Consider the following 25,709-nt stretch of genomic DNA (forward strand, 5'->3'; position numbering starts at 1 on the left):
GCATGGCGCCGCAGCGACGCGTTCCTGCCCGACGAGGACTGGCGTCCTGATGAGTACCCGGCCGTACGGAATACCTCCGCCGCTTTCATGTTCAACGGCATCGTCCGGCCGCTCGAGCCGACCCACCCCGAGTACGCCACGATCGCGTTGGAGCCCGGGATGGGTGACGAGGAGAACACCAAGGCCGCGGTTGCGGTCGCCAAATGGAACATGCTCTGGGAGGCCGGCCAGTTCCGCCGTCGCTTCTTCGACGAGGACGAACTGCCCGAGGAGATGGCCCAGATCGCCGACCTCGGCGACATTAACGTCACCTTCGTCCCTCGCACCCGCCTCCGGTACGACGAGTACGGGCCGCTGCTCAATCTGCTGCCCAAGCGGACCATGGAGCAGTTCGACCTCCCCGTTCTCCGCGGCTGCCACTGGCCGTTCCTCGCCGAGTACAACCGCATCGAGGACTTCCTGCCTGAGGACTTCGAAGCGCGACTCTCCCGCGCATGGGCCCATCGAGTCTGGCGCCACCTCGAGTCCGGTTCGAAGCTGCACGCGTTCACCAAGAACGACCCCATCAAGCTCCTGGCGCACAACCTCGACTTCTGGATCCCCGCAGTCACCGCGACCATCCAGGACCGGCTACGCGATTTCCCCGAAGTCGACAAGGGCAAGGACCCGTCCGAGCTCGGCATCCCGGTGACGCTGGTCGACGGAAGCATCCTTCCCGGCGCCATCACCGGCCACCCCAGGATGGGCGGGACAGTCTGGATGGGCGAAGAAGAAGCAGACCTCGCCCTAGAAGACGTCATCGAGCACGCCGACGAAACTGGCCGGTTGCGCGACATCATGGACGCCGTCCGTTCACATCGCATCGAGGATGACTTCTCCGACCACTGGTCCTACGCCCGCGAAGACTTCGAACGGAAGCTCCACGGCAAGCGACGCAAGGCCAAGGTCACCTTCGTCGAAGTGCCCGACACCACCCCCGTCCAGGGGCCTGAGAGCGAAGTCGTCGGAAACATCGTCACCAACGACTTCATGGCGCTGCTCGAGCCCCGCAACCAGCAGATCGTCGTCCTGCTCAACTCCGGCATCACTTCGAACACCGAGATCGCTGACATCCTCGGCTACGCGAGTCACTCAGCCGTCTCCAAGCGGCTGGCAAAGATCCGCGCAGAGGCCGAGCGCTTCTTCGACCAGAGTTGACCAAGCCGCACAGCATGACTGATCGCAATTCTGTCGGTGCCGCTTCGTACTCTCTACCGATTGGAATACGCAGTCATAGGGGGAATCCAAGATGCAACCTGATCACGTATGGGTCTGCTGCACGGATAGGTGACATCTGATCTGTGGCGCCGAGGGGTGCCGCTGGAAGGATGTGCACCGTGCCCAAGCCCTATCCCCGAGAGTTCCGCGACGACGTCGTGAACGTTGCCCGCGATCGTGAGCCCGGAGTGACGATCAAGCAGATCGCTGCCGACTTCGGCATCGCCGAGTCGTGTCTGCGCAACTGGATGCACCAGGCTGACGTCGAGGACGGCAACCGGCCCGGAACGACCGAAGCCCAGAGCAGCGAGAACCGCGAGTTGAAGAAGCGGATCCGACTGCTGGAGCAGGAGAACGAGGTGCTGCGTCGTGCAGCGGCCTACCTGTCCCAGGCGAACCTGCCGGGAAAAGGCTCTACCCGCTCGTGAGCGAGCTCGCCGCTGACGGGATCCCCGTCACGGTCACGTGCCGGGTGCTCAAGCTTGCTCGCCAGCCCTACTACCGCTGGCTCGCCCAACCGATCACCGATGCTGAGCTGGAGGAGGCCTATCGGGCCAACGCGCTGTTCGACGCCCATTGCGACGACCCGGAGTTCGGCTACCGGTTCCTGCTCGACGAGGCGGCCGATGCCGGCCAGCGCATGGCCGCGCGGACCGCGTGGCGGATCTGCTCGGACAACGGCTGGTGGAGCGCGTTCGGCAAGAAGCGTGGAAAGAACGGCAAGAAGCCCGGTCCACCGGTCCACGACGACCTGTGCGCCGTGGTCGATGACATGGGCCGGGTCCGGCACCAGTTCACCGCCCAGGCGCTGAACGAGCTGTGGCTGGCCGACATCACCGAGCACCAGACCGGCGAGGGCAAGCTCTACCTGTGCGCGATCAAGGACGCCTACTCCAACCGGATCGTGGGCTACTCGATCGACTCGCGGATGAAGTCCCGGCTGGCCGTCGCGGCGCTGAACAGCGCCGTCGCCAGACGCGGTGACGTCGCCGGCTGCGTGCTGCACACCGATCGAGGATCCCAGTTTCGCAGCCGGAAATTCGTCCGCGCGCTGAACCGTCACAGCATGGTCGGGTCCATGGGCCGAGTCGGCGCGGCCGGCGACAACGCAGCCATGGAGAGCTTCTTCTCCCTGCTTCAGAAGAACGTCCTGGACCGGCGCTCCTGGACCACCCGCGAGCAGCTCCGGCTCGCGGTCGTGACCTGGATCGAGAGGACCTACCACCGACGCCGACGACAAGATGCCCTCGGCCGGTTGACCCCCATTGAGTACGAGACCATCATGACCACACCTGCCGTTCAGGCAGCCTGACCCAACCTGTCACCCGTTCGTGCAGCAGACCCTATTGGTACGCCTGAAGTGCAACGTGAGGCGACAGGCACTCACCGTCTGCGTGCGAGTCAACCGTGGCGTGCCCGAGCCGCTTCGCTGCACGCCGTCCGGGGGCAGCGCTTCTGGTGGCACCGCTTCGGTCTGCGAAGCCTGTTCTGCACTTCTTCAGGGAGATCGACTTTCTCGTCGGGTCGACGAGCTCGTTCGCCGTGGTTGGTCCGACCACTTGAGGGCAGGCGCTGTAGTCGTTACTTGTTGACCAGCTGAGAATCCCGGACGTTCACACCTTCGCGTTCGCGTTGACCGTCAGTTCGGAGGGAGTCGCCGCGGGGCTCTCAAGCGGCGGGGTATCTGAGAGTCTGCCGTTGTGGACACCAAGACCGCTGACACGCTGGCCTGGCTGCTCGCGGCGGAGGAGCCGTCGGTGCGGTACCTGGCCCGTCGCGATCTGCTGGGAGATGACTCGCCGTCGGAGCGGGCAGCCATCACGGCGGGGCCGTGGGTGTCGGCGTTGCTCGCGGGGCAGCATGAGGACGGGGGGTTCGGGGACGACCCGTACCGCAAGTGGACCGGCGCCCATTGGCGGTTGGTCTCATTGGCCGAGCTCGCCGCGCCGGCCAACGACCCACGCGTCGCAGCCGCCACCGAGCATGTGCTGGCCTGGATCCTCGACGGTCTGAGGCGCCCCCCGCGGGTGGTCGACGGGCGGCCGCGTGCGCACGCCAGCATCCACGGCAACGCCCTCGGCGCGTGCACACGGCTCGGACTCGCCGGCGACGAACGCACTAGACGACTTGCCGAGGACATCATCTCCTGGCAGTGGCCAGACGGCGGCTGGAACTGCGACAACCAGGCCGAAGGCCACCGATCGTCGTTCCACGAGTCGGTGCGCACAGCCTGGGGCCTGCAGGAGTACGCCACGGCCACCGGTCACGCCGGCGCCCGCGAGGCCGCGGAGCGGGCCGTCGAGCTGTTCCTCCAGCATCGGGTGTTCCGTCGTGGCGGCACGGGCAAGCCGATCAATGCCCGTTGGCTGTCGATGCCCTACCCGTCGTACTGGCATTACGACGTGCTCTCCGCCCTGATCGTCATCGCGCGCGGGGGCCGGTGCACCGACCCGCGTGCCTCCGATGCCTTGGACCTGCTCGATGAGAAGCGCCGGCCGGACGGACGGTGGAACGCGCAGGCGCAATGGTGGCGCAAGCCAGGCAGTAAGAACACCCCGGAGGTAGTCGACTGGGGCCGCGCCGGCCAACCCAACCTGATGGTGACCCTGAATGCCTTGCGCGTCCTTGCCGCGGCCGGTCGGGAAGACCTCTGCCAGTGACGCAGACGCCCTCACTTCCTAAGGAACCTTCACGGAACTGCGTCACACCGCCGCCTCAGGGTTACCGAGTTTCACGCTCATGCCGCGATCCACGCCTCCTCAGAGGGAACGTCTGACGACCTCCGGCCCGGTCGCGGGCGCCGGTCGGTCCTGGCCGCTACTCGAGGGTGAGCTGGGCTCGGTGGAAGTCGTAGTGCTGTGTGCCGTAGCGGTAGACCTCCCCCAGGGTCATCGTGTCGCGGAAGAAGGGGTCCCAGCCGACCGGGAAGTGCATCCGCCGGGCAAGCGCTGCCTCGGACTCGGCATCAAGGCACCGGTGCAGCCGGTCGATCGTCCGGTCGATCTGCCTGGTGAGCCGTGGCCCGTGGAACACCAGCGCCCCACCGACAGAGCCGATGTAGTTGATGTGATGGAACGGCCGGGTACCCGCGTTCAGCGCCGCTGCGAAGGCCCGGCTGAACGGGTCCGGTAGCCGCCCGAAGAGGCGGACCAGTCGCAGCAGACGGCTCACGATGAGGTACCCGAACGCCATGTGCCACAGCATCTGCTGGTTGGTCCAGCGGGTGCCGTCGGTGCGCCGACGAAGATCAGCGGACGTGGCGCGGGCCACCAGCTGGTGCAGGTCTGTGCGGGCGCGTTCCAGCTCTACGTGGATGGATCTGCGGTCGGTCGGCCGGCCGTTCACGCTCATGGAGCCAGTATCTCCGAGGCACTGATCGGAAGCGGAGCATGACCTTCTACACCCCTTAGCGAGGCGGAGTCCAGCAAAAGGACGCCAGGACCAGACCGGACGCGCGTCGTACCTCTCTGCCTGCCGGCTGTCCCGAAGCACTCGCTTTGCTGCGTCAACCCCCGTACGCAGCGGGGCCGGCGGCGTACTGGCCGGGTGTCACCGCACGAGTCGGGCATCAGCTCGAGGCGAAAAGATCCCAAAGACGATTCCTGCCGCGGAGGCGCAGACCATGCGGTGAGTGACCGTCCGGTGACCTGGGCCAGTTTGGAGTTGCTCGTGGGGCGGGGGTTTCCCTTGGGGTGAAGGTCCCGATCCGGTGAACAACGGGGCGGTGGGGGTCGGCCGGTGGGTCACCAGCTGGGGTCGTCGCAGTCGGGGGTGGGGCGGGTCTCGACCTGGAGGGTGGCGTGGGCGACGCCGTGTCGGTCTCGCAGGACCGCGCGGGCGTGGTCGAGGACCGTCTGTTGCGCCGCGGGCTCGGCGGTGACCAGGTGCGCGGTCGCGACGTGCATCCCTGAGGTCAGGGTCCACAGGTGCAGGTCGTGGACGTCCTGCACGCCGTCGACCGCGACCAGGTCCGCGGTGACCTGGTCGGGCTCGACCCCGGCCGGTGCGTGCTGGCCGAGCACGGCGAGCACCTCGCGGCCCAAGATGACCGCCCGGAGCGCGATGTAGGCGCCGATGGCGAGTGCGATCACGGTGTCCCAGTAGCCCTGCCCGGTGCTCCACACCAGCCATCCGGCCACCAGGACCCCGACCGAGCCGGCGGTGTCGGCGACCACCTCGAGGTAGGCACCCTTGACGTTCAAGCTCTCCGCGGCGCCCCCGCGCAGCAGCGCCATCGCGGCGAGGTTCACGACGAGGCCGAGCGCGCCCACGACCAGCATCGGCCCGGTGTCGACCTCCACTTGTTCTCCGACGCGGCCGACCGCCTCGATGACCACGTAGACGGCGGCGGCCAGCATCAGCAGCACCGCCAGCCCGGAGGCGAACACCTCCGCCCGGTAGGAGCCGTAGGTGCGGCGCCCGGTCGTGTCCGGTCGGGTGGCCACCCGGGTCGCGACCAGCGCCGCGCCGAGCGCGACCACGTCGGCGGCCATGTGGCCCGCGTCGGAGAGCAGCGCCAGCGACCCGCTGAGCAGACCATAGGTCAGCTCGACACCGAAGAAGCCAGCGATGATCGTGAACGCGGCGGCGAGCCGCCACCGGTGCCGGCCACCGGCATGCCCGGTCTCCTGGCCGTGACTCGCGCCCATCAGGTGACCACCTCCGTCATCAGTTCGGTCGGTGTGCCTCGGCCGATGCCGGGCAGGAACCGTCCGGTCCCCGCGGTGTAGTCGGCGTACCTCGCGCCGTGGGTGGACAGCAGGTAGGGCTCCTCGACCACCCGGACCTGGAGCTGCAGGGCGACCAGCAACAGCACCACTCCTGACAGGGCGACGGCGTTGGGCACCATCAGCGCCAGACCCACACCCGTGATCGCCATGGCTGTGAAGATCGGGTTGCGCACCAGCGCGAACGCGCCGGTGATGACCAGATCGGTACGCTCCCCGGCCTCGACCCCGATCCGCCAGCTCCTTCCCATGTCCACCTGGGTGAGGTACGTCGCCGCGACGCCGGCGAGCGTGAGCACCACCCCGGTCACCTGCAGCGGGGGCGCGTCCAGCAGCGGCAGCGGCGCCAGGCCCGCGAGTGCGGTGACCGGCCCGAGGAAACCGGTCACCAGCGCCAGCACGAACAGCACACCGGCCCACCACTCCGGACTGCCCGGCCGTCCCGAGACGCCCCGGAAGCCGGTATCGCCGGTGCGCCGCCACTGGACCCAGCTGCGAAGCCCGAAACCCACCGCCAGGTACAGCGTGAACATCGCCAAGGCCGCGACCGTCACCCCACGCTCCTGATCGTCCGACACCCCAGCGGGTCGAGGTGCTCAGTCGTCGTCATCGTCGTCCTCGACGAGCTCGCCCTCCCAGGCCTCGCGGCCCTCGTTGACCGCGAACGCCGCGATCACGAACCCGGCCACCGGATCCAACCAGGCAGCCCCGGTGAGCGCGTAGAGTCCCAGGCCCAAGAGCGTGGAGATGCTCAGCAGGACGCAGATCTTGGTCTCCGCGGCATCGGCGAGGATCAACCTGTCCCCGCCCAGCTGCTCGGCAACCCGGCGCTTCGCCGCCGCCAGGACCGGCATCACGATCACCGAGGCCACCAGGAGCACCATGCCCACGGGCGACTGGTCAGGAATCTCGTCACCGGCCAGGGCACGGACGGCCTCGAAGACGATGTAGCCGGCAAGGATGAAGAACGTCACAGCGACCGCCCGCAGCGCGCGCCGTTCCTTGTCCAGGTCCGGCTCGCCGTGCCGGAGCCGGCCGGCCAGCCTCAGCCCGACCAGGACCGCGGCCATGGACTCGATGCCGGAGTCGAGGCCGAAGCCGACCAGCGACACCAGGCCGGCCATCAGCCCGGCGGTGACCGCGATGACACCCTCAGCGACGTTGTAGACGACCGTGAACTGGGCAAGACGCAGACCCCGGCGGGTCAGGCGCTCGGTCTCGGCCTCGCTCACCGCCGTCGACCTCGCCGCGTTCGGCGTCGACGGCGCCATCAGACCTCCCCCGCCTGGGTGCCGTACCTCGGGCAAAGGGTGACCGCGTCACCGGTCAACGTCAGCAGCCTCTCCGCGGCGGCCAGCAGCTCCACGGTCGCCTCCGGATGGGCGAGCGAGTACATCGACGCGCGTCCCTGCGGACGCACCTGCGCGATCCCGCAGTCGACCAGGCACGCCAGGTGCTTCGACACCGTGCTCTGCGCCAGGCCCAGGTGCCGGGTCAGGTCCACCACCCGATGCTCGCCGAGGAGCAGGTGGCTGACGATCGCCAGACGGGAGCCGTCGCTGAACCCGTGGAACAAGCAGGAAGCCGCCTTCAGCGCTGCTGCATCCGCGCCAACCGAAAGCGCATCGCCTTGTGCCTGTGTTATCGCCATACGACGATGGTTGCAGCGGCTTCGCCGAATGTCAACGACGACCACGTCGCCCTATGCCCGCCCTTTCTGCTGGGCACGGCTCCCACCGCCTTCACAACAAGCGGAGGCGCTGCGACAAAGACGCCCCAGGCCGCGAGAGGGGCGCACAGGATCGGTGGAGCGTCCCCGAGCCATCACGAGGCGGGGTTGTCTAGTGGTGGCCCCCGGTGTGGCCTCCGCCGCTGTGGTGGTCGGAGTCGCTGTGGTGTTGGGTGTCGTGCCCGGCGCCGCCGTACATGTGGTCGGCTCCGAGGCCGCCGTCGAGGTGATCGGCACCGTGGTTGCCGTAGAGCCGGTCGTCGTGGCGACCGCCGGCGAGGTAGTCGTCACCGACGCGGCCGTGCATCACGTCGGCACCGCCACCGCCGTAGAGACGGTCGTGGTGACGACCGCCCTCGACGCGGTCGCTACCCGGCCCACCGTGGATCGTGTCGCGTCCCCCACCACCGCAGACGACGTCCCGGCGGCCTGCGCCGTAGATGGTGTCCGCACCGCCGCGGGCGACGATGACGTCCACACCGGATGTGCCGCGAATGACATCTGCTCCAGCCGTGCCGACGATCGTGGCCGACCGGCCAAGGCATGTCGGGCCGGCCGCGGTGGCCGGGGCAGCCTGAGCGGCGAGCGTCAAAGCGGCAGCAGCTAGAAGCGCACCGAGAGGGTGAACACGCATGGGGACCTTCGCGAGAACTGGCCGACCAATCGATCGCAGCCTGACCGGCGGACCAAGAACCGTCTCTTCGACACTCGTCTCGTCCTACCGAACCAGCCAAGGGCCGCATGGCCCACACCCACGGGTCGTTCGGTCACATGGCCCTGCCCTCCCCCGCTGCGATGACGACGCAAGGCCGCGTTATCCAGTTCACCGATCTGGCAGCCGAGATAGCTGCCCGGTCCTGCCCCATAGCGAGCGACGGCAGCGCAGCTGTCGGGTCCGAGTACCGGCGGTTCTAGGTGCGCTTCGACGGGCTCGTGAGGATGTGGCAGATCTCGTCGTCTGCGCAGTCGGCGGGATCGAGCAGGCGGCTGTGTTCGAGGAGTGCTTCGAGCTCGCCTTGCAGGGCGGCAAGGTGCCTGATCCGTGCCCGGACGTCACTGAGCTTGGAGTCGATGAGCGTGACCACGTGCGCGCAGGGCACGGTCCCGTCGTCGCGTAGCTCGATGATGCTGCGGATCTCCGAGAGGGTGAGCCCGGCGGCCTGGGCCAGGTTGATGAACCGTAACCGGGCGATCGTGGACTCGTCGTAGACGCGGTAGCCGTTGGCGCCCCGTTCGGCCTCGGGCAGGAGACCTTTGCGCTCATAGAACCGGACGGCCTGGCTGGTCACTCCGGCAGCGTCGGCAAGCTCACCGATCAACAATTCGTCCACCCTTCACCCTTGACCTTCTACCACGGTACAAGGTTTAGCGTCGCGGGCATGGACGTCTCCTTGTTGTACTTCGATGACTGCCCGAACTGGAAGGTCACCGACCAACGGCTGGCCGCGATCGCTGCCGAGCGCCCCGATGTCGTCGTGACGCGGCACCGCGTCGAGACCATGGAGGAGGCCGAGCGGCTGGGGTTCCACGGCTCGCCGAGCATCCTGGTCGACGGCGTCGATGTCTTCGCCGAGCCAGGCGCCGGCGTGGGATTGTCGTGTCGGGTCTACCGCACACCCGACGGCCTGGCGGGGGCGCCCACGATAGAGCAGCTCCGCGACGCGCTCGCCGCGACGACAGAGGGGGCGTGATGACGAAAAGCTACGACCTGATCGTGATCGGCGCCGGCATGGCCGGTGTCTCGGCGGCGAACAAGTGCGCCTCGAAGGGGTGGAGGGTCGCGATCGTCGACGCGCTGCCCTACGGGGGCACCTGCGCCCTGCGCGGATGCGACCCGAAGAAGATCCTGCGCCGCGGCGCCGAGATCATCGACAGCGCCCGGCTGATGCGGGGCAAGGGCATCGACGATGCCGACCTGTCGATCAACTGGGCCGACCTGATCAAGCACAAGCACGGCTTCACCGACCCGATCCCGAGCAACACCGAGGACGGCCTGGCGGACAACGACGTCGACACGCTCCACGGGCAGGCGCGGTTCACCGGCTCGAACACCATCGCGATCGCGGGCACCTCCTACGAGGCGGCACACGTCCTGATCGCCGCCGGCGCCCGCCCCCGGCCGCTGGACTTTCCCGGCCACGAGCACCTGGTCGACAGCACCGGCTTCATGGACCTACCCGAGCTGCCGGAGCGGATCCTGTTCGTCGGGGGTGGCTTCATCTCCTTCGAGTTCGCCCACATCGCGGCGCGCGCGGGCAGCACCCCGGTCATCCTCGACCGCGGGCCACGGCCACTCAAGGCGTTCGACCCCGACCTCGTCGAGCTCCTCATCAGCCGCGGCGCCGACACCGGAATCGACCTGTGGCGCGACACCACGATCACCGCGATCGAGAAGTCCGAGACCCGCTACCTGGTCAGCGTGGACCGATCCGGCGAACCCGAGACCGTGGAGTTCGACCTCGTCGTGCACGGCGCGGGCCGCATACCCGACCTGGCCGGCCTCGACCTCGACGCCGCCGGAATCGAGTGGGACGAGCACGGAGTGCAGGTAGCCGCTCACCTGCAGAGCACCAGCAACCCGGCGGTCTACGCCGCCGGCGACGCAGCCAACAGCCCCGGAATGCCGCTGACCCCGGTCGCGGTGTTCGAGGGCAAGGTCGCCGCGTCCAACATGCTCAAAGACACCACGACCGTCCCCGACTACGCCGGCGTCCCCACAGCGGTGTTCACGGTCCCCGAACTCGCCCGAGTGGGCCTCCTCGAACAGGAAGCCCGGGACCAGGGCCTGGACGTCGACGTCCGCTACCGCGACACCAGCGACTGGTACTCCAACTACCGGATCGGTGAGACCACCGCGGCCACCAAGATCCTCATCGACCGGTCCACCGACCGGATCGTCGGGGCACACCTACTCGGCCCCGAGTACGGCGAGCTCATCAACTTCCTCGGCCTCGCCATGAAGCTCGAACTGACCACCCGACAGCTCAAGTCCATGACCGCTGCCTACCCCACCATCGGGTCAGACCTCGGCTCAATGCTCTAGCGCGGAAAGCACCGAGCCCCGCATCCTGGCCAGATCTGCTCTGGATGTCATGCTCAGCGGATCGCTGGGACGCGTACCTACCCCTCGGCGTCGACGCTACCGACAGGGCAGATGGATATTCGCTAGGCATGAGCGTCACTAGCGCCCATCTGCGCCAATTTGGCCTCCACGACCTTCAGGCGGCGCAGTACCAAAACGTTACTGACCACGACGGCCGCCATCAGCGACATGGGCAGGAGCGGCATGAGCGGGAAGGCCGGCGGTTTCATGCCTGGATAGTAGAGGGTCGCTTTCGAGCGGCTCCACCAACGAGGCGGGTACCGGCATGGCTGCTTCGGTTCGTACCATTGGTTGCGATGTCTCTTGCCCATCTCGACTGGTCCACGTCCGTGAGGTCACGGATCGTGTGGTCGTTCCTGCTCTGCGCGGTCACGTTGGGCATCGTGGGCATGCATGGACTCATGCAAGGTGGTGACGCGTCCCAACCCATGGGGCACCACGTCGTTCAGGCCGTCGACATGGCCCCGGCCTCAGCGACGCCCGACTCCCCCGTCGCCGTCTCGGACGACTCCCCACCTGGCGAGAATGCAGGCCTGTTGACGCTGTGCCTGATGGTGCTCGTCCCCGTCATAGCGGTCGGACTGTGGCTGCTGGTGAGGTCACGGGTCGGCGGTTGGCGCCTGCGACGCGAGCCTGCCCTGGCGGTGCGGGTGATGGAGCTCGTCGTACCCCCGCAACCGCTGTGGCGGCAGTTGAGCGTTCTCCGGATCTGATCAGGCATCGGCGCATCCCCGCTGCGTCCTCTCATCGATGCCCACTTTCTTGATCACCTGGAGACTCCCCCATGCGCAGATCGCGCAACTCGTCGATCCTTCGTTCCCGCATCGCCCTGACCGCCAGCGTCTCTGCCGCGGGCCTGGTCCTCGCCGGCTGCGCCGGCTCCGACGGCGCCACCGACGGCACGTCGTCGTCCGACGCCGGCACGGACGCCTTCGGTCACATCCACTCCCTGGACGTGAACCCGGCCGACGACCGGCTGTATGTCGCCACCCACACCGGTGTGTTCGTCCACGCCGAGGACGGGTTCGAGCGGGTCGGTGATGGCACGCAGGACACGATGTCGTTCACCATCGCCGGACCCGACCGCTTCTTGATGAGCGGCCACCCCGCACCGGACTCTTCCGGGCCTCCCCACCTGGGCTTGGCGGAGTCGACAGACGGAGGGCGGACCTGGCAGACCCTCTCGCTGGAGGGCGAGGCCGACTTCCATGCGCTCGAGGTCGCCGGGGACCGGGTGTACGGGGTGGATTCCCAGACCGGTCTTCTCAAGGCCACTACCGACGGGAAGCAGTGGCGCGACCTCGGACAGCTGCCCGCCTTCGATGTGGCCGCCGACCCTGACGGCACGGAGCGACTGCTGCTCACCGACGGCCGCGGCTCCCTGGTGCAGCTAGAAGGAGCCGGCCAGCCGCAGCTGGTCGAGTCGGCTCCCCGCCTGGTGCTGCTGGACTGGGTCAGCAGCGACCTCCTAGTCGGGGTCGGGCCGGAGGGAGCGGTCCACACGAGCGGTGACGGTGGCGAGTCCTGGCAAGAGAGCGGGTCCCTGCCCGAGCCGCCGCACGCGTTCACCGCGACCGAGGACCGCTGGTACGCCGCCACCGAGTCCGGGATCCTCACATCCACCGACGAGGGGAACACCTGGACCGAGGTGAGCGCAGAGTGAACGGGATGCCTTCTCGGCGCACTGTGTTGTCGGCCCTGGCAGTAGCCGCGGTACCCGGCCTCGCCGCGTGCGGGAAGAGCTCCGCCGACCAGGGTCGGAGCTTCGCCAGCGGCGACGGGATCATCGAGCAGGTCCCGGTTGCCGAGCGGGGCGTGTTGCCGCCGATCACTGGCGCACTTCTGCAAGGCAGAAACTACGACGGCCGCGAGATGCTCGGCATGGTCGTGGTCTACAACGTGTGGGGCTCCTGGTGCGCACCGTGCCGTGAGGAGGCGCCGGCGCTGCGGAAGGTCGCCGACGAGACCCGGCCCGACGGCGTCCGGTTCGTCGGTATCAATGTCCGCGACAACGACGCCTCGGCACTGGCGTTCGAGCGACGCTACGACATCACCTACCCCAGCATCCGTACCGCCGACTCCCAGGAAGCGCTGCTCGCCTTCGGGTCCAAGCTTCCCCCGAGCGCAGTGCCCAGCACGATGATCGTCGACCGGGAAGGCCGGCTCGCGGCCCGGGTGATCGGCAAGACCAGCTACGGCACCCTCTCGGCGCTCGTCGAGGACGTGCTCGCCGAAGACGGGGGCCGAGGATGACGACAGCTGCCGCCGTCACGCAGGGCGTGGGCGACATCGTCCTGTCCGGCCCGCTGGTCGTCGCGCTGCTGATCGCGGTCGCCGCCGGTGCGGTCTCCTTCTTCTCCCCATGTTGTCTTCCCCTGGTCCCCGGCTACCTGTCCTACGTCGCCGGGATCGCCGGATCGGAGACCACGCAGCGGCCGTCCGATGCCTGCCACGCCCCCGAGCCCGGCGACGCCGGGGGTGGCGACCCCGGTGGCAGCGCGGCGGTGAAGGCTCCCCCACGGCGACGCTCGGCACAGCGCTCTCGCACTCTGCTTGGTTCGGTGCTGTTCGTGGCCGGCTTCTCGGCGGTGTTCACCAGCTACGGCGCCTTGTTCGGGAGCTTCGGTTCGCTGCTGATGATCCACCAGGACACGCTGGTGCGCGTCCTCGGTGTGTTCACGATCCTGCTGGGCTTGATGTTCACCGGCCTGCTCTGGCGGATCCCGCTGGCCGGGCGGACGTTCCGGCTCACCTACCGTCCCCGCGCCGGCCTCGCCGGCGCACCGCTGGTCGGCGTGCTCTTCGGGCTGGGCTGGACTCCCTGCATCGGTCCGACCCTGGCGGCGGTGCTCACGCTGTCGACGACCTCCGGCGACGCCGGCCGGGGTGCGCTGCTCACCTTCGCCTACAGCGCCGGGCTCGGCATCCCGTTCATCCTGGCCGCCTTGTCGGTCACCAAGGCGATGTCGACCTTCTCCTGGGCCCGTCGGCACGCCCGGGCGGTGATGTGGACCGGCGGCGCGATGCTGATCCTGCTCGGAGTACTCCAGGTGTCCGGCCTGTGGATGCAGCTGATCAGCCGCCTCCAGGGCGTCATCGCGAACTGGCAGGTCCCCCTGTGACCGCCGACCGCTGCTCCGCTCAGCGCCGACGGCCGCGGGTTGTGCTCCACCACCCCAGCGCCAGGAGGAGCAGTACGACGACCAGCGCGATCGCCCAGCTCGTGGCCGAGCCCAGACCGGACCCTGCGCCCTCGACTCCCCCGGGTCCGGTGATCGCGTACAGCCTCTCGAAGTCGGGAATCACGATGTTCCTTCCCAGTCGGGTTTCAACGCCACATGTCCTGGTTACCCCTAGGGGTATGTCCGAAACGGCAGACGAGAGAACCAGACGGACACGCCCTGGAGGTCCGCAGGCATGACCATCGTCCTGTACGCAGCCCTCCTGGTCGTGGGGGTGACGCTCCTCGCCATCACCGCGGTCCGTGCCCTGGTCGGCGGCATCGCCAGCTCCCCCCGCACCGCCACCTCTGCTCGCCCGACCGCGACCAGATCAGCCCAGCAGATCCTCGAAGAGCGATACGCAGCGGGTGAGCTGAGCACCGAGGAGTACCAGCACCGCCTGCGCGTTCTCCAGGGAGGAGACCGATGAAGCCGATCAGCCGACGGGCCGTGCTCACCATGGGAGGGCTGGGCCTAGCAAGCACCGCCGTCGGCGGAACCGGCCTGTGGCGCGAGCTCAACCCATCTCTGCTGGATCCCGCCGCCGGTGAGTCGTTCACCGAGCCGGAGGTCCTGCGCAGCCAGGGCGGCCGCCTTCAGGCCCGGCTCGAGGCCGCAGTCGGAACCCACGACGTCGCCGGGCGGAAGGCACAGACGATGGGATACAACGGCGGCGTTCCCGGACCCACCCTCCGGCTGCGACCCGGTGACACCGTGCGCCTGGACCTGGTCAACCGGCTAGAGGAGGTCACCAACCTCCACGTCCACGGTCTGCACGTCTCACCCGAGGGCAACGGGGACAACATCTTTCTCGCCGTCGAACCGGGCCAGACGCAGCGCTATGAGTACCGGTTGCCCGACGACCATCCGCCCGGGGTGTACTGGTACCACCCGCACCACCACGGCAACGTCGCCGACCTGATCTTCGGTGGCCTCTACGGTGCGATCATCGTCGAGGACCCCGCCGAGGAGGTCCAGGTCGACCGGGAGCGGGTGATGGTGATCTCCGATCTCACGGTGGACCCCGGCGGCTCCCTGATCACCCCGGCCACCATGGAGCAGATGATGGGCCGTGAGGGCGAGCTGCTACTGCTCAACGGCCAGCAGGCCCCGCGCCTGAAGGGACGCTCCGGCGAACGCGAACGGTGGCGCATCGTCAACGCGTGCACCTCCCGCTACCTCGCCCTGGACCTGCCCGGCCAGGACGCGCGAGTCGTGGGCCGTGACGTGGGGCGGCTGGCCCACGACGCCGCACTCGGAGACGTCGTACTCGCTCCCGGCAACCGGCTGGACCTCGTGGTCGATCTGCGCGAAGGCAGCAGCGAGCTCGTCGTGCAGCCGGTGGACCGCGGAGGCATGATGGGCGGGATGATGGGTGGCGGCGGCCCGAGCTTCGGCGACGACGGACCGGTCACGCTGGCGCGTGTCGAGGTCGGCTCGGGTGATGCTCGCGACCGCGGCGGAATCCCCGCTGCGCCGCGTCTGCGGGACCTGCGTGAGCCCAAGGTCGACCAGCGCCGCTCGATCACCTTCCAGATGGGCATGGGCGCGATGATGGGCGGCGGGGCCGGCATGATGAGCTTCACCTTCGACGGCCAGGAGTTCGACGCCGACCGCATCGACCAGCAGGTCCGCCTCGGCACGGTCGAGGAGTGGACGATCGGCAACGACAGCCCGCTGGACCACCCGTTCCACCTGCACGTGTGGCCGATGCAGCTGGTCGAGGTCGACGGCCAGGAGGTGTCTGGACCGTTGTGGCTCGACGTGGTCAACGTCCCGGCCCGCAGTCGGGTCAAGGTCCGCGTGGCGTTCGAGGACTTCGGCGGCAAGACCGTCTACCACTGCCACATCCTCGACCACGAGGACCGCGGCATGATGGGTACCGTGCTGGCCCGGTGACCCGACCCGGCAATGAAAATTCAAAGGCCCGAAAGAGGTGAGCTCCATGATGGGCAACGGATGGGGCATGGGCTGGATGTGGTTCATCTGGCCACTGATCATCCTCGCCATCATCCTGCTGGTCGTGCTCCTCCTCCGCGGCACCACGACCCGGACGCCTGGCCACGGCGGCGAGGCCGCTCCCCCACTCGACGGTGAGACCGGGCGGAGCGGGGCGCAGGAGATTCTCGACGAGAGATACGCTCGCGGGGAACTCACCGAGGAGGAGTACCAAGAGCGACTGCGGAACCTCAGGGGCGAGTCCGGCGGATGACCGCCGGGCCGCTTTTGCACCGCACTGCAGGCTCACGCGGACTTCTGCGCGAGTTTACGACCAGTAAGCGTCCACGCAGTCAGATTGGCCGGCCGCGCGGATATGGATCGTTCACCCAGAGCGGAATTGTGGTTATCGCCGCCAGAGGGTTCCGATAGTGCGACGACTGATCGGCGCAATCGCAACGTGGTACCTCACTGCCGAGGCTGCAGTTCTCCCTCGATCCATGACGACGGTGGCTGTCCGGCCGCCTGCCGCTCGACCTCTCGGCATATCCATTCCCTCAAGCGACGCATATCAGTGTCCGTGGACGGCGCGAGGAGCTGGTCAGTGTCGGCAAGTGTGATGGCGACGTCGAGCGTCCGGTCGAGGGTGGCGAAATGAGGCACGGACTCCCTCGGTACCGTCAGCTCAACGCGTGCAGTCCGTACGTCACCGCCCCGCTCAGACTCTGTGCGAAGAGCTGGAGCCGCCCGAAACGCCTCGGCCAGAAGCGCGACCGCATCGCTGCACTGAGAGTGCCGGCGCAGCTGTGCTTCAGGATCGGCGTCGTCGAGAGTCGCCAGCAGGTACTCGCGGAGGAGGGCCTCCGCGTGCTGCTGCCAACGGGCGTAGAGCGGCAACGGGACGTTGACCAGCTCGACTGTGACCGTGTCCGGTGGTGCGGTAGTCCTTTCGTGCATGGTCGCAACCGCTGAAGGCATCGGCTGCGGCCCGGACTGCAGTCGGAACCACACGCGCTTTCCAGAGTCTCCGAGTTCGACCCCCCAATCGCCCGACAACGCGTCAAGCAGTCGGACCCCACGTCCGGTCGCGGCCACAGCGTCGTACTCACGGCGAACCGGGCTATGGGGGCTGCCGTCCACGACGGAGACTTTAATCCGGTCCGGTGCCGCGACCAGTACCTCTACCTCAATCGTTGTTCCGGCGTGTATGACTGCGTTGCTCACCAGCTCGCTCACCAATAACTCGGCGGTCTCAACCAAGTCCCCCGGCGTAGTCTCGCCAGCTGCAGCCCGAACCAGGTGACGTGCGCGGCGGACGCTGGCGGCTCGGGCAGGGAGCCGCTCATGCCAGCGCGCCTGCGCCTCCGGCATCTGAAGCTCCTTTACCTTCGGCTCCCTTAGAACAGGCAGCTCCCTGCGCTGATCGGGCGAATACACGTGCCAGCGTACGAAACGATGGCGAGGCTCTGGGATGATTCGTGACGTCATAGGCACAATTGAGGCCACGAACGACTGTCCGGAGCGCCTTTAGCGGCCTAGTCCAGAGATCTACCAGCCGATTGCGCGCGCAGCCGCCGGCACCGCGAGACTGGTGCCCGGTGCCGGCTGGGAGTCGCACAGCTCCGCCGACAATGGCAGCGTCCGGCGCCCTGGGAGCATGCCTGCGTTGACCATGGAGGAAGCGTGAAGGAGCACTTCGAGATCAGTGCCATCACCGCGGCCACGGTGGTGGTGACGACCGTGGGCATCTACGTGGCGTTTATCGTGCTGGTCCGGGTCATGGGATCGCGTGTGCTGACGGGCACCCAGGGTGGCAGCATTCACCCCTAGCCCGGGGGTTGCCGAGCCTAGGGAAGCGCGGATGAACAGGGGGCACAGCTCTTCCGCATATGCCTCGGGCGCGTGTCGGCATCGCTCAGCCTGTGATCAGCCGGCGGGCGCACCACCTCAGGTCCCTCGACGGCTGCGAGGTTCACGGTGTGCAGTTGAGCCACCAGATCTCCTCGGCATCGATGCGCACGTCCCCCAGATTGCCGCGTGGATCACGGCGACCGGCATCACGAAGGGGTCTCCGACGATTGTCCCGATCTCGTAGCGGAGGCTGCTTCGGGGATACGGGGCTCCACGCAGCCTGGATAGGAGTGCGCTCCACGGGATCCCGATGGCGTTGCCCCACATCATCATCCGGACCGCGCCCAGGATTCCGAGCGCACGGTCCTGGCCGTAGTCCTCGACGAGCGTCGTCCACGCGAGCGGGTCGGGATGTCCTTCGGTGTCGGCGTAGTGCTGGGCGAACGCGATGGCGGGAAGCTCGTCGTCCGGCACTGCGGCGCCCGCCCCGCCCAGCAGCTTCCGGATCTCGTCCCGGGTCAGCCCTGCCTCGAGCGCGAAGCGGGTGTGCCCGTAGGCGCACAGGGCACACCCGTTCACCTCGGTCACGGCGAGCATGATGCGCTCGGTGAACTGCTCGTCGCGGGCCCGCAACCGGGCGAAGTGCCGGGTCGTTCGTGTCGCGTCGTGGGTGATCCAGTACGTCTGGCGCACCGTGTAGTGCTTCTTCGCCACCATCGCCAGGGGCCGCGGCAGCTCGCCGTCGTGCACGGACATCAGGTCACGTGGTCTCATGCGGACCTCCGCCGTGCGAACCACCAACCGAGCACCATGCCGAGGCCGGTCAGCAGGGGGACGAGGTTCCACAGCAGGCCCTGCATCTCCCGTGCCAACCCCGTGCTCCTCTCGAGCACGGGGTTCAGGCTCAGGTAGACGCCGGTCGCGACCGCCAGGCCGACTGCGCCCCCGATGACGATGAACAGCCAGGTCCGCATCGGGATCTAGTCGATGCGAGCGTGGACGACCGCGGTGGGGCAGCCGGCCATGTGGAGCAGCTTGTGGGTCGTCGACCCGACGGCGAGGCCGTGGAAGCCGCCGCGGCCACGGGAGCCGACGACGAGCAGGTCCGCCCGGTGTGATGCGGTGGCGAGTGCGTGCAAGGGGCCGACCCGGTGGACGTCGAGCTCGACCTCGACGTCGGGGTACTGCTCCCGCAGCGGCGCGATCTGGTTCTCCACCTCCTGGCGACGCTTGGTCACCTCCTCGTTGTCCTCGGGCAACGGACGAAGCAGGTGCGCGGGCCACCCCTGCGGCAGACCCAAGGCGCTGATGACCTGCAGACGCGACTTGCCGAGGGCGGCGGCACCGAACGCGAACGCGAGGGCCTCGCCGGAGTCCGGAGACCCGTCGGTCCCGGCGACCACGAGGTGGTGTCCGGTGGTGACGTGGTTGACCACCACGACCGGGCAGGCGGCGTGACCGACCAGCTGCAGGGCGGTCGAGCCCAGGAGGAAGTTGCCGATGTCCTCGCCCTTGGCGCCGATGACCACCGCGTGCGCGTTCTCGGACTCGGCCAGCAGCACGTTCGCCGGGGTACCCATCACCATCTCGGTGACGATGTCCATGTCGGGGTAGGCCTCGCGGACCAGGGAGGTGGCCTCCTCGATGTACTCGCGGCCGTACTTCTGCGCCTCCTCGAACCGACCCGGCGGATACAGTGGGAAGTCGGCCTCCAGGCGTGGGAGCGCATGGACCAGGCGAAGCGGGACCTCGTGCAAGGACGCACGGTGCGCCGCCCACATGAGCGCCTTCAGGCTGCGGCCGGTGCCATCGACGCCGACGACGACAGGATTGGTCATCTGGTCCTCCTCAGGACTCGGTCTCTCCGGGCTCACGCAGGGCCGTGAGCTCTTGCCTCACCCGGTCGATCTCCTCCTGCAGGTCCTGCAGGTAGTCCTCGAGCTCCTCGGGGTCACGAGCGCGCCGGCGGCGGCGACGTCGGACCGGCCGGTCCTCGAGCTCCTCGGGCGGGTAGTACCCCGGCGGTGGGTACTGCGGCGGCGGGTACTGCGGCGGGTACTGCGGTGGATAGGGGTAACCGTGGTAGTGCCACGGTCCGTGACCACACCAACAACTCATGGCTTCGACCTCCTCAGGTCTCCTCCTCCAGTACAGTCCGAGCAGGGGCGCAGCTGAAGGCCGAACGGCCCACGAACAGGGGCGGGTGACCTGATGGACCGCATCATCGAGGAGCGTCGGATCGACACGCACCACGTCGCGATCATCGAGGAGCTGATGGACGAGGGAACCGGCTATGTCCTCTCCGTCGACGGGTTCCTCGCCGCGGAGAACGAGCCCCTCGATCACATGCCCAGCGACGCGGAGATCCGCGCCATCCTGCGAGCCCATGGGTTCCGCTGAGCGGCACGCCCTCACGTGACGAGGGCGACTCCGAGCAGCATGGCCAGGCCGGCACCGAACGTCGCCGTGTGCACAAGCTTCTCCCGCGGCACCGGCGAGGTGGTGATCTCGGGCAGCAGGTCCGCCACCGCGATGTAGATGAAGTTCCCGGCAGCGAACGGCACCAGCACCGCGACGTCGACCCTGCCGGCCAGCCCGTAGGCGATCAGTCCACCGAGCGGGAAGGTCAGCGCGGAGGCCAGGTTGTACATCAGCGCATGCCGCGAGCTCCAGCCGCTATGGACAAGGATCCCGAAGTCGCCCAGCTCCTGCGGCACCTCGTGCGCGGCCGCCACGAGCCAGGTCACGATCCCCAGCTGTACGTCGACCACGAACGCGCTTCCCACGGCCAGGCCGCCGATCAGGTTGTGCAGCCCGTCGGCCACCAGGATCAGGTAGCCCAGCGGGCCGTGCTCGCTCACCGGCCGGTGGCAGTGATGCCAGTGCAGGAACTGCTCGAGCACGTGGAACGAGAACAGTCCCGCCACAGCCCACACGAAGACCGACAGCCCGTCGTCGAGCACGGCCAACGACTGGGGCAGCATGTGGAACATCGCACCGCCGAGCAGCGCTCCCGCCGCGAGCGCGACCAGCGGCATCACCAGACGACGGAAGAGGCTCTCCGGCATCAGGACCGACACGCTGCCGACAAGAGCCAACGCGCTCATCGCCAGTCCCGAGACCACGATCCACGCCAGAACCGACACCTTCAGACCGTATCGAAGACAATGTGCCAGGTGACGCATTTCCCACGTCGGTCAACACCCGCCGCGTCGTGCCTGACCATGAATCACCGGGGCATCCGCCGACTCAGGTCCTCGTGGACGCCGGTCGGTGATGTGCAGAGCGCACCGAAGCGCCGATGAAACCGGCCTTGGTGAGGACACCCGATCGAGGCCCCGATGCCTTAAGACTCGTAGGCGGGCGAATGGGATCGGCGCGGATGCCGCGTGAGGAGCGAAGAGTGCGCCGACGCCGATCAGGCACGGGCGTCTGTCGCAGGTAGGAAAGCCCCCTCCGCTATCGATGCCCGGCCCTGGCCGTCCGTTGGGTCTTCGGTAGAACACGGGCTTGTCAGAGGCCTGGCCAGCGGAGACAAATGTCCGTACATTAGGCGCGTGGTGTCGAGGACGGAGGATGAGATGAGCCAGTCGTTGGCGGCTGCGCTTGATCGGGCCTCGAAGGTGCCGCTGTGGCGTCAGTTGTACGACGACGTTCGCCGCAGGATCGAGTCCGGTGAGCTGCTCGATGACATGCCCGGTGAGGTCGGTCTCGCCGAGGGGTATGGGGTGAGCCGCCACACCGCCCGCGAGGCACTGCGTCGCCTTCGTAGTGAGGGGCTCATCGTGGCTGGGCGCGGCCAGCGGCCTCGGGTGGTCAACCCGAAGCAGATCAAGCAACCGCTGTCTAGTCTGTACAGTCTGTTCGCTTCGGTCGAGGCCGCCGGGCTCGAACAGCGAAGCCTGGTGCTACGCAGCGATGTTCATGCCGACGCCGTCATCTCAGATTTTCTCGGCCTCGACGACAGCAGTCCGCTGTTCTTTCTCGAGCGACTCCGATTAGCAGACGGTGAGCCGTTGGCGCTGGATCGTGTGTGGCTGCCGCTGAGGGTCGCTTCTCCCCTGCTGGGCGTGGACTTCGGTCGTACTAGCTTGTACCGAGAGCTGTCGGATCGGTGCGGTGCCAAGATCACCGGAGCCTCGGAGAAGATCCGGGCCGTGGTTCCCACAGCGGGGCAACGTCGTCTGCTGCAGATGCCCGACGAGGCGGCCTGTCTTGCGATCAACAGGTTGGGCACCTGGGACGGCCACCCCGTGGAGTGGCGGACCACCCTGATCCGCGGAGACCGTTTCGTGCTCAGCAGCGAGCTGAGTTCTTCCACCAGTCGCAAGTTCGTGTGGACCGCCCACGGCCACGCCTGACCATACTCGGGAGCAACCATGACCACGATGCGGCAGGCGCTGCCGACCTCAGCGAGCCAAACGGCGACCCGGCCCCCGCTCGGTCGCCAGCTGGTGCGCCTGATGACCACGACCGATCACAAGCTGATCGGCAAGATGTATCTGACCACGTCGTTCGTCCAGTTCCTGCTCGCTGGGCTCATGGCCCTGGTGATTCGCTCGGAGCTGGCCTTCCCGGGACAGCAGGTGGTGAACGACGAGACCTACAACCAGCTGTTCACGATCCACGGCACCATCATGTTGCTGCTGTTCGCGACGCCGCTGTTCTTCGGGTTCGCCAATGTGATCATGCCGCTCCAGATCGGCGCGCCGGACGTGGCGTTCCCACGGCTGAACATGTTCAGCTACTGGCTCTACCTGTTCGGGTCCCTCATCGTGCTCTCGGGCTTCCTGACCCCCGACGGGGCCGCGTCATTCGGCTGGTTTGCCTACGCTCCGCTGTCGAACGAAGTCCATTCCCCGGGCGTGGGTGGAGACCTGTGGGTGATGGGGCTGATCCTCAGCGGGTTCGGCACGATCCTGGGTGCGGTCAACTTCATCACCACGATCATCAGCATGCGGGCGCCGGGCCTGACGATGTTCCGGATGTCGATCTTCACCTGGAACACGCTGGTGACCAGCCTGCTGGTCCTGATCGCCTTCCCTACCCTCGCCGGCGCGCTGTTCATGCTGGCAGCTGACCGTCTGTTGGGCACACATGTCTACGACCCGTCGGGTGGCGGCCCGATCCTGTGGCAGCACCTGTTCTGGTTCTTCGGCCATCCCGAGGTCTACATAATCGCGTTGCCGTTCTTCGGCATCGTCACCGAGATCATTCCGGTGTTCGCGCGCAAGCCGGTGTTCGGGTACATCGGCCTGGTGGCTGCGACGATCGCGATCATGGCGCTGTCGGTCGCAGTGTGGGCCCACCACATGTACGTCACCGGCGCGGTCGACCTGCCGTTCTTCGCCGCGATGTCGTTTGCGATCGCGGTGCCGACGGGAGTGAAGTTCTTCAACTGGATCGGCACGATGTGGGGCGGCTCGCTGTCCTTCGACACACCCATGCTGTGGGTGATGGGCTTCTTGACCACCTTCCTCTTCGGTGGCCTCACCGGCGTCATCCTGGCCTCCCCGCCGCTGGACTTCCAGGTGTCGGACTCCTACTTCGTGGTCGCCCACTTCCACTACACGGTCTTCGGGACCGTGGTGTTCGCGATGTTCGCCGGCTTCTACTTCTGGTGGCCGAAGTTCACCGGCCGGATGCTCAACGAGCAGCTCGGCAAGGTGCACTTCTGGCTGCTGTTCGTCGGCTTCCACACCACCTTCCTCGTACAGCACTGGCTCGGCGTGGAGGGCATGCCACGCCGCTACGCCGACTACCTCCCCGAGGACGGATTCACCTTGTTGAACCAGATCTCCACGGTGGGTTCCTTCCTGCTGGCGCTGTCGATGCTGCCGTTCTTCCTCAACGTCTTCCAGACCGCGCGGACGAAGCCGGTCGGCGTGGACGACCCTTGGGGCTGGGGCCGGTCCCTGGAGTGGGCCACGTCCTCCCCGCCACCGCGGCACAACTTCGTCGCGCTGCCCCGGATCCGCTCGGAGTCACCGGCCTTCGACCTGCACCACCCAGAGATCGCCCAGTTGGAGATGGCTGAGAATCCGGCGCTGGGTGACGAGGCGGCCTTCATCGACGCCCCCGACGTCTCCGGCCGCAACGCTCACCTCGCCGACGAGGCGGGATCCGGGCCAGACGACTCCGCATCCGACCACTGACCGACGGCGTTTCGCGGTAGCTCGCCTGACTCCGACGCGCGCAGATCGAGGTGGGAGAGGCCCATCCGCGTCGCCTGCGAGTCACCGCCGCGAAGGTGTAGTTGCGGGTTTGCCCGTCCCTGCGGCGGGTACGGCGCCGGCATGGACACTTCCCGCCCGGCGGCCCCCGCCCGCAGTGTCGCCAAGCCCCCTTCGAGGGTGTCAGGGCTGATGCTGGGGCTCGGGTTCGGGGGCTTCTTCGACGGGATCGTGCTGCACCAGATCCTGCAGTGGCATCACATGGTCAGCCACGTGGAGGACTACCCCACCACGACGGTGGCCGGGCTGGAGGTGAACACGACGGCCGATGGCTTCTTCCACGTCGTGACCTGGCTGTTCGTCTTCGCCGGCTCGATCGCTGCAGTCGTGGCTTGGCGCAAGGGGCGCCTGGCGCCGAACTGGAGCTTCCACTTCGGGCTTCTGCTCGTCGGCTGGGGCATCTTCAACCTCGTCGAGGGCGTGGTCGACCACCACCTGCTCGGTGTGCACCATGTCCGCGACGACCTCGGCGCTCCCCTGAGCTGGGACATCGCCTTCCTCGTCTTCGGGGCGCTGCTCGTGATCGGCGGCTGGCTGCTGCACCAGCGCGGCCTCCGCGCACTGACCGCTTCCGCCCAGCCCGCGCCCAACCAGCCGTCCGCTGGGGCCACCACGCGCTGACCCGGTCAGCGGTCACTCCACCCGGGCGGGTTCCTCACGCTGGAACGTGGCATAGAGCCACCACAGCGACGGCACCAGCAGGAAGGCGCCGACACCGAGGGCGATGAGGCTCGCGGCAAGCACGGCGTCGGTGGCGGCCGCCTCGGCCAGGTCCAGACCGGGCAGCATCTGCGGGTACTGGCCGACTCCCCAGCCCCACAGCAGGCCGGTGACCGCCAGGGAAGCGGTCACCCGGACTGCGACGTACCGCCTCCGGTACAGCAGCACCAGCGAGATGGTCCCCGCGGCCACCGAAACCGCCAGGAGCGGCAGTGCCCGCCCGGTCGTGAGTGCCTCGAACAAGCCGGGGGCGTCGACCCGCAGCACCGCTAGCCCAGCCGCGGAGAGGACGCCCAGGACGACCCCGGTGATGAGCGCTCGTCGGCGGAACACCTCGGCCAGAGCACGCTCACCGTGGCGTTCGGCGTCACGGGTAAGGAAGACCGCTGCCATGTAGGCGCAGATGGCCACGGTGAGCAGCCCGGTGATCACCGAGAGCGGGTTGACCCAGCTCGAGACCAGGTCCCCTGCCGCGATGCCTTGCGGGACCCGGCCGGAGGCGATGGAGCCGGCGACCGCGCCGAGGAAGTAGGGGGTCACGACCGAGGAGAACGCGAACGTGGCTCCGAACAGGCGCTGTTCCCACAGATGCACGGTGGCCTTGCGGAAGGCGAAGCCGGACCCACGGGCGATGATGCCCAACGCGGCCAGCGTGAGGGGGATGTAGAGGGTGGAGGCGACCGCGGCGAACACCGACGGGATACCGGTCCACATCAGCACGATCACGAAGATCAACCAGACGTGGTTCGCCTCCCACACCGGCCCGATCGAGTGCTCGATCAGGGCGCGCTGGCTGCGGCCGCGTTCGGCGTTGCCGGCGACCAGATCCCATACACCGGCACCGAAGTCGGCCCCGCCGAACAGGACGTAGGCGGTGAGGCCGACCCACATCACCGCGAGCATGATCTCAGGAAGTGGCATCGGGACTCC

General features: G+C 67.9%; 33 protein-coding genes. 17 read left to right on the forward strand and 16 right to left on the reverse strand.

Annotated elements, in window-relative coordinates; genetic code table 11:
• The first annotated feature begins 159 nt into the window (after positions 1 to 159).
• The 3 genes from ACYVIH_RS03510 to ACYVIH_RS03520 all read left to right on the forward strand — a co-directional run bounded on the left by ACYVIH_RS03510 (position 160) and on the right by ACYVIH_RS03520 (position 3,917).
• Positions 160 to 1,197: a hypothetical protein gene (locus ACYVIH_RS03510; protein WP_460866061.1), complete on the forward strand. Its 1,038-nt coding sequence runs from the start codon at positions 160 to 162 to the stop codon at positions 1,195 to 1,197.
• Positions 1,198 to 1,376: 179 nt separating this feature from the next.
• Positions 1,377 to 2,569, forward strand: a protein-coding gene (locus ACYVIH_RS03515; protein WP_460866063.1) for an IS3 family transposase whose coding sequence is annotated in 2 segments (ribosomal slippage) — positions 1,377 to 1,661 and positions 1,664 to 2,569 — 1,191 coding nt in all. Because the reading frame shifts where the segments join, the coding sequence is not laid out codon by codon here.
• A 388-nt stretch (positions 2,570 to 2,957) separates the two neighbouring features.
• Positions 2,958 to 3,917, forward strand: a complete 960-nt coding sequence (locus ACYVIH_RS03520) for a hypothetical protein (protein ID WP_460866065.1) — start codon at positions 2,958 to 2,960, stop codon at positions 3,915 to 3,917.
• Positions 3,918 to 4,074: 157 nt separating this feature from the next.
• Here the strand turns inward: ACYVIH_RS03520 and ACYVIH_RS03525 are convergent, their stop codons facing one another.
• The 7 genes from ACYVIH_RS03525 to ACYVIH_RS03555 all read right to left on the reverse strand — a co-directional run bounded on the left by ACYVIH_RS03525 (position 4,075) and on the right by ACYVIH_RS03555 (position 9,044).
• Complete coding sequence (locus tag ACYVIH_RS03525) at positions 4,075 to 4,608, reverse strand: DinB family protein (protein WP_460866068.1); 534 nt, start codon at positions 4,606 to 4,608, stop codon at positions 4,075 to 4,077.
• Between the two features lie 392 nt (positions 4,609 to 5,000).
• Positions 5,001 to 5,906: a cation diffusion facilitator family transporter gene (locus ACYVIH_RS03530; RefSeq protein WP_460866070.1), complete on the reverse strand. Its 906-nt coding sequence runs from the start codon at positions 5,904 to 5,906 to the stop codon at positions 5,001 to 5,003.
• Positions 5,906 to 6,538, reverse strand: coding sequence for a methyltransferase family protein (locus tag ACYVIH_RS03535; RefSeq protein WP_460866072.1), 633 nt, complete (start codon positions 6,536 to 6,538; stop codon positions 5,906 to 5,908). The genes ACYVIH_RS03530 and ACYVIH_RS03535 overlap by 1 nt, the downstream gene beginning before the upstream one ends.
• A gap of 42 nt (positions 6,539 to 6,580) precedes the next feature.
• Entirely contained in the window at positions 6,581 to 7,216 is a 636-nt protein-coding gene (locus ACYVIH_RS03540) for a cation diffusion facilitator family transporter (RefSeq protein WP_460866074.1), read from the reverse strand.
• 38 nt (positions 7,217 to 7,254) lie between these two features.
• Positions 7,255 to 7,560, reverse strand: coding sequence for an ArsR/SmtB family transcription factor (locus ACYVIH_RS03545; protein ID WP_460866077.1), 306 nt, complete (start codon positions 7,558 to 7,560; stop codon positions 7,255 to 7,257).
• Positions 7,561 to 7,825: 265 nt separating this feature from the next.
• Complete coding sequence (locus tag ACYVIH_RS03550) at positions 7,826 to 8,347, reverse strand: calcium-binding protein (protein ID WP_460866080.1); 522 nt, start codon at positions 8,345 to 8,347, stop codon at positions 7,826 to 7,828.
• A gap of 277 nt (positions 8,348 to 8,624) precedes the next feature.
• Entirely contained in the window at positions 8,625 to 9,044 is a 420-nt protein-coding gene (locus ACYVIH_RS03555; RefSeq protein ID WP_460866082.1) for a heavy metal-responsive transcriptional regulator, read from the reverse strand.
• A gap of 9 nt (positions 9,045 to 9,053) precedes the next feature.
• On the opposite strand from ACYVIH_RS03555, the gene ACYVIH_RS03560 reads away from it, so the two are divergent.
• Together ACYVIH_RS03560 and ACYVIH_RS03565 are read left to right on the forward strand one after the other, a co-directional pair.
• On the forward strand, positions 9,054 to 9,404 hold the full coding sequence (locus ACYVIH_RS03560) for a thioredoxin domain-containing protein (RefSeq protein WP_460866085.1): 351 nt from the start codon (positions 9,054 to 9,056) through the stop codon (positions 9,402 to 9,404).
• Positions 9,404 to 10,756 carry a dihydrolipoyl dehydrogenase family protein gene (locus ACYVIH_RS03565; protein WP_460866088.1) on the forward strand — a complete coding sequence of 451 codons (1,353 nt, stop codon included), beginning with the start codon at positions 9,404 to 9,406 and terminating at the stop codon, positions 10,754 to 10,756. Before ACYVIH_RS03560 ends, ACYVIH_RS03565 begins: the two co-directional genes overlap by 1 nt.
• Positions 10,757 to 10,878: 122 nt before the next feature.
• Here ACYVIH_RS03565 and ACYVIH_RS03570 read toward each other — a convergent pair whose 3' ends face one another.
• Positions 10,879 to 11,025 carry a hypothetical protein gene (locus ACYVIH_RS03570; RefSeq protein WP_460866089.1) on the reverse strand — a complete coding sequence of 49 codons (147 nt, stop codon included), beginning with the start codon at positions 11,023 to 11,025 and terminating at the stop codon, positions 10,879 to 10,881.
• An 87-nt stretch (positions 11,026 to 11,112) separates the two neighbouring features.
• Between ACYVIH_RS03570 and ACYVIH_RS03575 the strand changes: the two genes are divergently transcribed.
• The 4 genes from ACYVIH_RS03575 (at position 11,113) to ACYVIH_RS03590 (ending at position 13,938) form a co-directional block, all read left to right on the forward strand.
• Positions 11,113 to 11,529 carry a hypothetical protein gene (locus ACYVIH_RS03575; RefSeq protein WP_460866092.1) on the forward strand — a complete coding sequence of 139 codons (417 nt, stop codon included), beginning with the start codon at positions 11,113 to 11,115 and terminating at the stop codon, positions 11,527 to 11,529.
• A 71-nt stretch (positions 11,530 to 11,600) separates the two neighbouring features.
• Entirely contained in the window at positions 11,601 to 12,479 is an 879-nt protein-coding gene (locus ACYVIH_RS03580) for a F510_1955 family glycosylhydrolase (RefSeq protein ID WP_460866094.1), read from the forward strand.
• 5 nt (positions 12,480 to 12,484) lie between these two features.
• The gene (locus tag ACYVIH_RS03585) at positions 12,485 to 13,069 is read left to right on the forward strand and encodes a TlpA family protein disulfide reductase (protein WP_460866097.1); all 585 of its coding nucleotides are present in this window, start codon (positions 12,485 to 12,487) and stop codon (positions 13,067 to 13,069) included.
• Entirely contained in the window at positions 13,066 to 13,938 is an 873-nt protein-coding gene (locus ACYVIH_RS03590; RefSeq protein WP_460866100.1) for a cytochrome c biogenesis CcdA family protein, read from the forward strand. Before ACYVIH_RS03585 ends, ACYVIH_RS03590 begins: the two co-directional genes overlap by 4 nt.
• Positions 13,939 to 13,957: 19 nt before the next feature.
• On the opposite strand, the gene ACYVIH_RS03595 is transcribed toward ACYVIH_RS03590, so the two are convergent.
• Entirely contained in the window at positions 13,958 to 14,122 is a 165-nt protein-coding gene (locus ACYVIH_RS03595; protein ID WP_460866103.1) for a hypothetical protein, read from the reverse strand.
• A 111-nt stretch (positions 14,123 to 14,233) separates the two neighbouring features.
• Here ACYVIH_RS03595 and ACYVIH_RS03600 point away from each other — a divergent pair, with 111 nt between their 5' ends.
• Genes ACYVIH_RS03600 through ACYVIH_RS03610 form a run of 3 tightly spaced genes read left to right on the forward strand, consistent with a single transcriptional unit; the run spans position 14,234 to position 16,249 of the window.
• Complete coding sequence (locus ACYVIH_RS03600; protein WP_460866106.1) at positions 14,234 to 14,467, forward strand: SHOCT domain-containing protein; 234 nt, start codon at positions 14,234 to 14,236, stop codon at positions 14,465 to 14,467.
• On the forward strand, positions 14,464 to 15,936 hold the full coding sequence (locus tag ACYVIH_RS03605) for a multicopper oxidase family protein (protein ID WP_460866109.1): 1,473 nt from the start codon (positions 14,464 to 14,466) through the stop codon (positions 15,934 to 15,936). The genes ACYVIH_RS03600 and ACYVIH_RS03605 overlap by 4 nt, the downstream gene beginning before the upstream one ends.
• A 46-nt stretch (positions 15,937 to 15,982) precedes the next feature.
• Positions 15,983 to 16,249 carry an SHOCT domain-containing protein gene (locus tag ACYVIH_RS03610; protein WP_460866111.1) on the forward strand — a complete coding sequence of 89 codons (267 nt, stop codon included), beginning with the start codon at positions 15,983 to 15,985 and terminating at the stop codon, positions 16,247 to 16,249.
• 194 nt (positions 16,250 to 16,443) lie between these two features.
• Here the strand turns inward: ACYVIH_RS03610 and ACYVIH_RS03615 are convergent, their stop codons facing one another.
• The gene (locus ACYVIH_RS03615) at positions 16,444 to 17,463 is read right to left on the reverse strand and encodes an ATP-binding protein (protein WP_460866113.1); all 1,020 of its coding nucleotides are present in this window, start codon (positions 17,461 to 17,463) and stop codon (positions 16,444 to 16,446) included.
• Positions 17,464 to 17,658: 195 nt separating this feature from the next.
• Between ACYVIH_RS03615 and ACYVIH_RS03620 the strand changes: the two genes are divergently transcribed.
• Positions 17,659 to 17,805, forward strand: coding sequence for a hypothetical protein (locus tag ACYVIH_RS03620; protein ID WP_460866115.1), 147 nt, complete (start codon positions 17,659 to 17,661; stop codon positions 17,803 to 17,805).
• A 117-nt stretch (positions 17,806 to 17,922) separates the two neighbouring features.
• On the opposite strand, the gene ACYVIH_RS03625 is transcribed toward ACYVIH_RS03620, so the two are convergent.
• Genes ACYVIH_RS03625 through ACYVIH_RS03640 form a run of 4 tightly spaced genes read right to left on the reverse strand, consistent with a single transcriptional unit; the run spans position 17,923 to position 19,944 of the window.
• A complete protein-coding gene (locus tag ACYVIH_RS03625) occupies positions 17,923 to 18,600 on the reverse strand; it encodes a carboxymuconolactone decarboxylase family protein (protein ID WP_460866117.1) in 678 nt (225 codons plus the stop codon).
• Entirely contained in the window at positions 18,597 to 18,800 is a 204-nt protein-coding gene (locus tag ACYVIH_RS03630; RefSeq protein ID WP_460866120.1) for a hypothetical protein, read from the reverse strand. Before ACYVIH_RS03630 ends, ACYVIH_RS03625 begins: the two co-directional genes overlap by 4 nt.
• A 6-nt stretch (positions 18,801 to 18,806) precedes the next feature.
• Positions 18,807 to 19,664: a universal stress protein gene (locus tag ACYVIH_RS03635; protein ID WP_460866122.1), complete on the reverse strand. Its 858-nt coding sequence runs from the start codon at positions 19,662 to 19,664 to the stop codon at positions 18,807 to 18,809.
• 10 nt (positions 19,665 to 19,674) lie between these two features.
• Complete coding sequence (locus ACYVIH_RS03640) at positions 19,675 to 19,944, reverse strand: hypothetical protein (protein WP_460866123.1); 270 nt, start codon at positions 19,942 to 19,944, stop codon at positions 19,675 to 19,677.
• A gap of 93 nt (positions 19,945 to 20,037) precedes the next feature.
• On the opposite strand from ACYVIH_RS03640, the gene ACYVIH_RS03645 reads away from it, so the two are divergent.
• A complete protein-coding gene (locus tag ACYVIH_RS03645) occupies positions 20,038 to 20,226 on the forward strand; it encodes a hypothetical protein (RefSeq protein ID WP_460866125.1) in 189 nt (62 codons plus the stop codon).
• Positions 20,227 to 20,237: 11 nt separating this feature from the next.
• On the opposite strand, the gene ACYVIH_RS03650 is transcribed toward ACYVIH_RS03645, so the two are convergent.
• On the reverse strand, positions 20,238 to 20,972 hold the full coding sequence (locus ACYVIH_RS03650; RefSeq protein ID WP_460866127.1) for a ZIP family metal transporter: 735 nt from the start codon (positions 20,970 to 20,972) through the stop codon (positions 20,238 to 20,240).
• 435 nt (positions 20,973 to 21,407) lie between these two features.
• Between ACYVIH_RS03650 and ACYVIH_RS03655 the strand changes: the two genes are divergently transcribed.
• From ACYVIH_RS03655 to ACYVIH_RS03665, 3 genes are all read left to right on the forward strand, one after another.
• Positions 21,408 to 22,187, forward strand: a complete 780-nt coding sequence (locus tag ACYVIH_RS03655; RefSeq protein WP_460866129.1) for a GntR family transcriptional regulator — start codon at positions 21,408 to 21,410, stop codon at positions 22,185 to 22,187.
• A 102-nt stretch (positions 22,188 to 22,289) separates the two neighbouring features.
• Complete coding sequence (ctaD, locus tag ACYVIH_RS03660; RefSeq protein ID WP_460866130.1) at positions 22,290 to 23,981, forward strand: aa3-type cytochrome oxidase subunit I; 1,692 nt, start codon at positions 22,290 to 22,292, stop codon at positions 23,979 to 23,981.
• A 141-nt stretch (positions 23,982 to 24,122) separates the two neighbouring features.
• Positions 24,123 to 24,680, forward strand: coding sequence for a DUF2243 domain-containing protein (locus ACYVIH_RS03665; RefSeq protein WP_460866132.1), 558 nt, complete (start codon positions 24,123 to 24,125; stop codon positions 24,678 to 24,680).
• A gap of 12 nt (positions 24,681 to 24,692) precedes the next feature.
• On the opposite strand, the gene ACYVIH_RS03670 is transcribed toward ACYVIH_RS03665, so the two are convergent.
• Positions 24,693 to 25,700, reverse strand: a complete 1,008-nt coding sequence (locus ACYVIH_RS03670) for a cytochrome d ubiquinol oxidase subunit II (protein ID WP_460866134.1) — start codon at positions 25,698 to 25,700, stop codon at positions 24,693 to 24,695.
• Positions 25,701 to 25,709: the final 9 nt, after the last annotated feature.

The organism is Nocardioides pakistanensis, from assembly GCF_054781215.1.

Excerpts from the sequence above, each read along its gene's own strand:
- ACYVIH_RS03510 (WP_460866061.1), top strand. The coding sequence starts at position 160 with ATGGGTGACGAGGAGAACACCAAGGCCGCGGTTGCGGTCGCCAAATGG.
- ACYVIH_RS03525 (WP_460866068.1), bottom strand. The coding sequence starts at position 4,608 with ATGAGCGTGAACGGCCGGCCGACCGACCGCAGATCCATCCACGTAGAG.
- ACYVIH_RS03530 (WP_460866070.1), bottom strand. The coding sequence starts at position 5,906 with ATGGGCGCGAGTCACGGCCAGGAGACCGGGCATGCCGGTGGCCGGCAC.
- ACYVIH_RS03550 (WP_460866080.1), bottom strand. The coding sequence starts at position 8,347 with ATGCGTGTTCACCCTCTCGGTGCGCTTCTAGCTGCTGCCGCTTTGACG.
- ACYVIH_RS03565 (WP_460866088.1), top strand. The coding sequence starts at position 9,404 with ATGACGAAAAGCTACGACCTGATCGTGATCGGCGCCGGCATGGCCGGT.
- ACYVIH_RS03570 (WP_460866089.1), bottom strand. The coding sequence starts at position 11,025 with ATGAAACCGCCGGCCTTCCCGCTCATGCCGCTCCTGCCCATGTCGCTG.
- ACYVIH_RS03575 (WP_460866092.1), top strand. The coding sequence starts at position 11,113 with ATGTCTCTTGCCCATCTCGACTGGTCCACGTCCGTGAGGTCACGGATC.
- ACYVIH_RS03580 (WP_460866094.1), top strand. The coding sequence starts at position 11,601 with ATGCGCAGATCGCGCAACTCGTCGATCCTTCGTTCCCGCATCGCCCTG.
- ACYVIH_RS03585 (WP_460866097.1), top strand. The coding sequence starts at position 12,485 with ATGCCTTCTCGGCGCACTGTGTTGTCGGCCCTGGCAGTAGCCGCGGTA.
- ACYVIH_RS03590 (WP_460866100.1), top strand. The coding sequence starts at position 13,066 with ATGACGACAGCTGCCGCCGTCACGCAGGGCGTGGGCGACATCGTCCTG.
- ACYVIH_RS03600 (WP_460866106.1), top strand. The coding sequence starts at position 14,234 with ATGACCATCGTCCTGTACGCAGCCCTCCTGGTCGTGGGGGTGACGCTC.
- ACYVIH_RS03605 (WP_460866109.1), top strand. The coding sequence starts at position 14,464 with ATGAAGCCGATCAGCCGACGGGCCGTGCTCACCATGGGAGGGCTGGGC.
- ACYVIH_RS03610 (WP_460866111.1), top strand. The coding sequence starts at position 15,983 with ATGATGGGCAACGGATGGGGCATGGGCTGGATGTGGTTCATCTGGCCA.
- ACYVIH_RS03615 (WP_460866113.1), bottom strand. The coding sequence starts at position 17,463 with ATGACGTCACGAATCATCCCAGAGCCTCGCCATCGTTTCGTACGCTGG.
- ACYVIH_RS03625 (WP_460866117.1), bottom strand. The coding sequence starts at position 18,600 with ATGAGACCACGTGACCTGATGTCCGTGCACGACGGCGAGCTGCCGCGG.
- ACYVIH_RS03630 (WP_460866120.1), bottom strand. The coding sequence starts at position 18,800 with ATGCGGACCTGGCTGTTCATCGTCATCGGGGGCGCAGTCGGCCTGGCG.
- ACYVIH_RS03635 (WP_460866122.1), bottom strand. The coding sequence starts at position 19,664 with ATGACCAATCCTGTCGTCGTCGGCGTCGATGGCACCGGCCGCAGCCTG.
- ACYVIH_RS03640 (WP_460866123.1), bottom strand. The coding sequence starts at position 19,944 with ATGAGTTGTTGGTGTGGTCACGGACCGTGGCACTACCACGGTTACCCC.
- ACYVIH_RS03645 (WP_460866125.1), top strand. The coding sequence starts at position 20,038 with ATGGACCGCATCATCGAGGAGCGTCGGATCGACACGCACCACGTCGCG.
- ACYVIH_RS03655 (WP_460866129.1), top strand. The coding sequence starts at position 21,408 with ATGAGCCAGTCGTTGGCGGCTGCGCTTGATCGGGCCTCGAAGGTGCCG.
- ctaD (WP_460866130.1), top strand. The coding sequence starts at position 22,290 with ATGACCACGACCGATCACAAGCTGATCGGCAAGATGTATCTGACCACG.
- ACYVIH_RS03665 (WP_460866132.1), top strand. The coding sequence starts at position 24,123 with ATGGACACTTCCCGCCCGGCGGCCCCCGCCCGCAGTGTCGCCAAGCCC.
- ACYVIH_RS03670 (WP_460866134.1), bottom strand. The coding sequence starts at position 25,700 with ATGCCACTTCCTGAGATCATGCTCGCGGTGATGTGGGTCGGCCTCACC.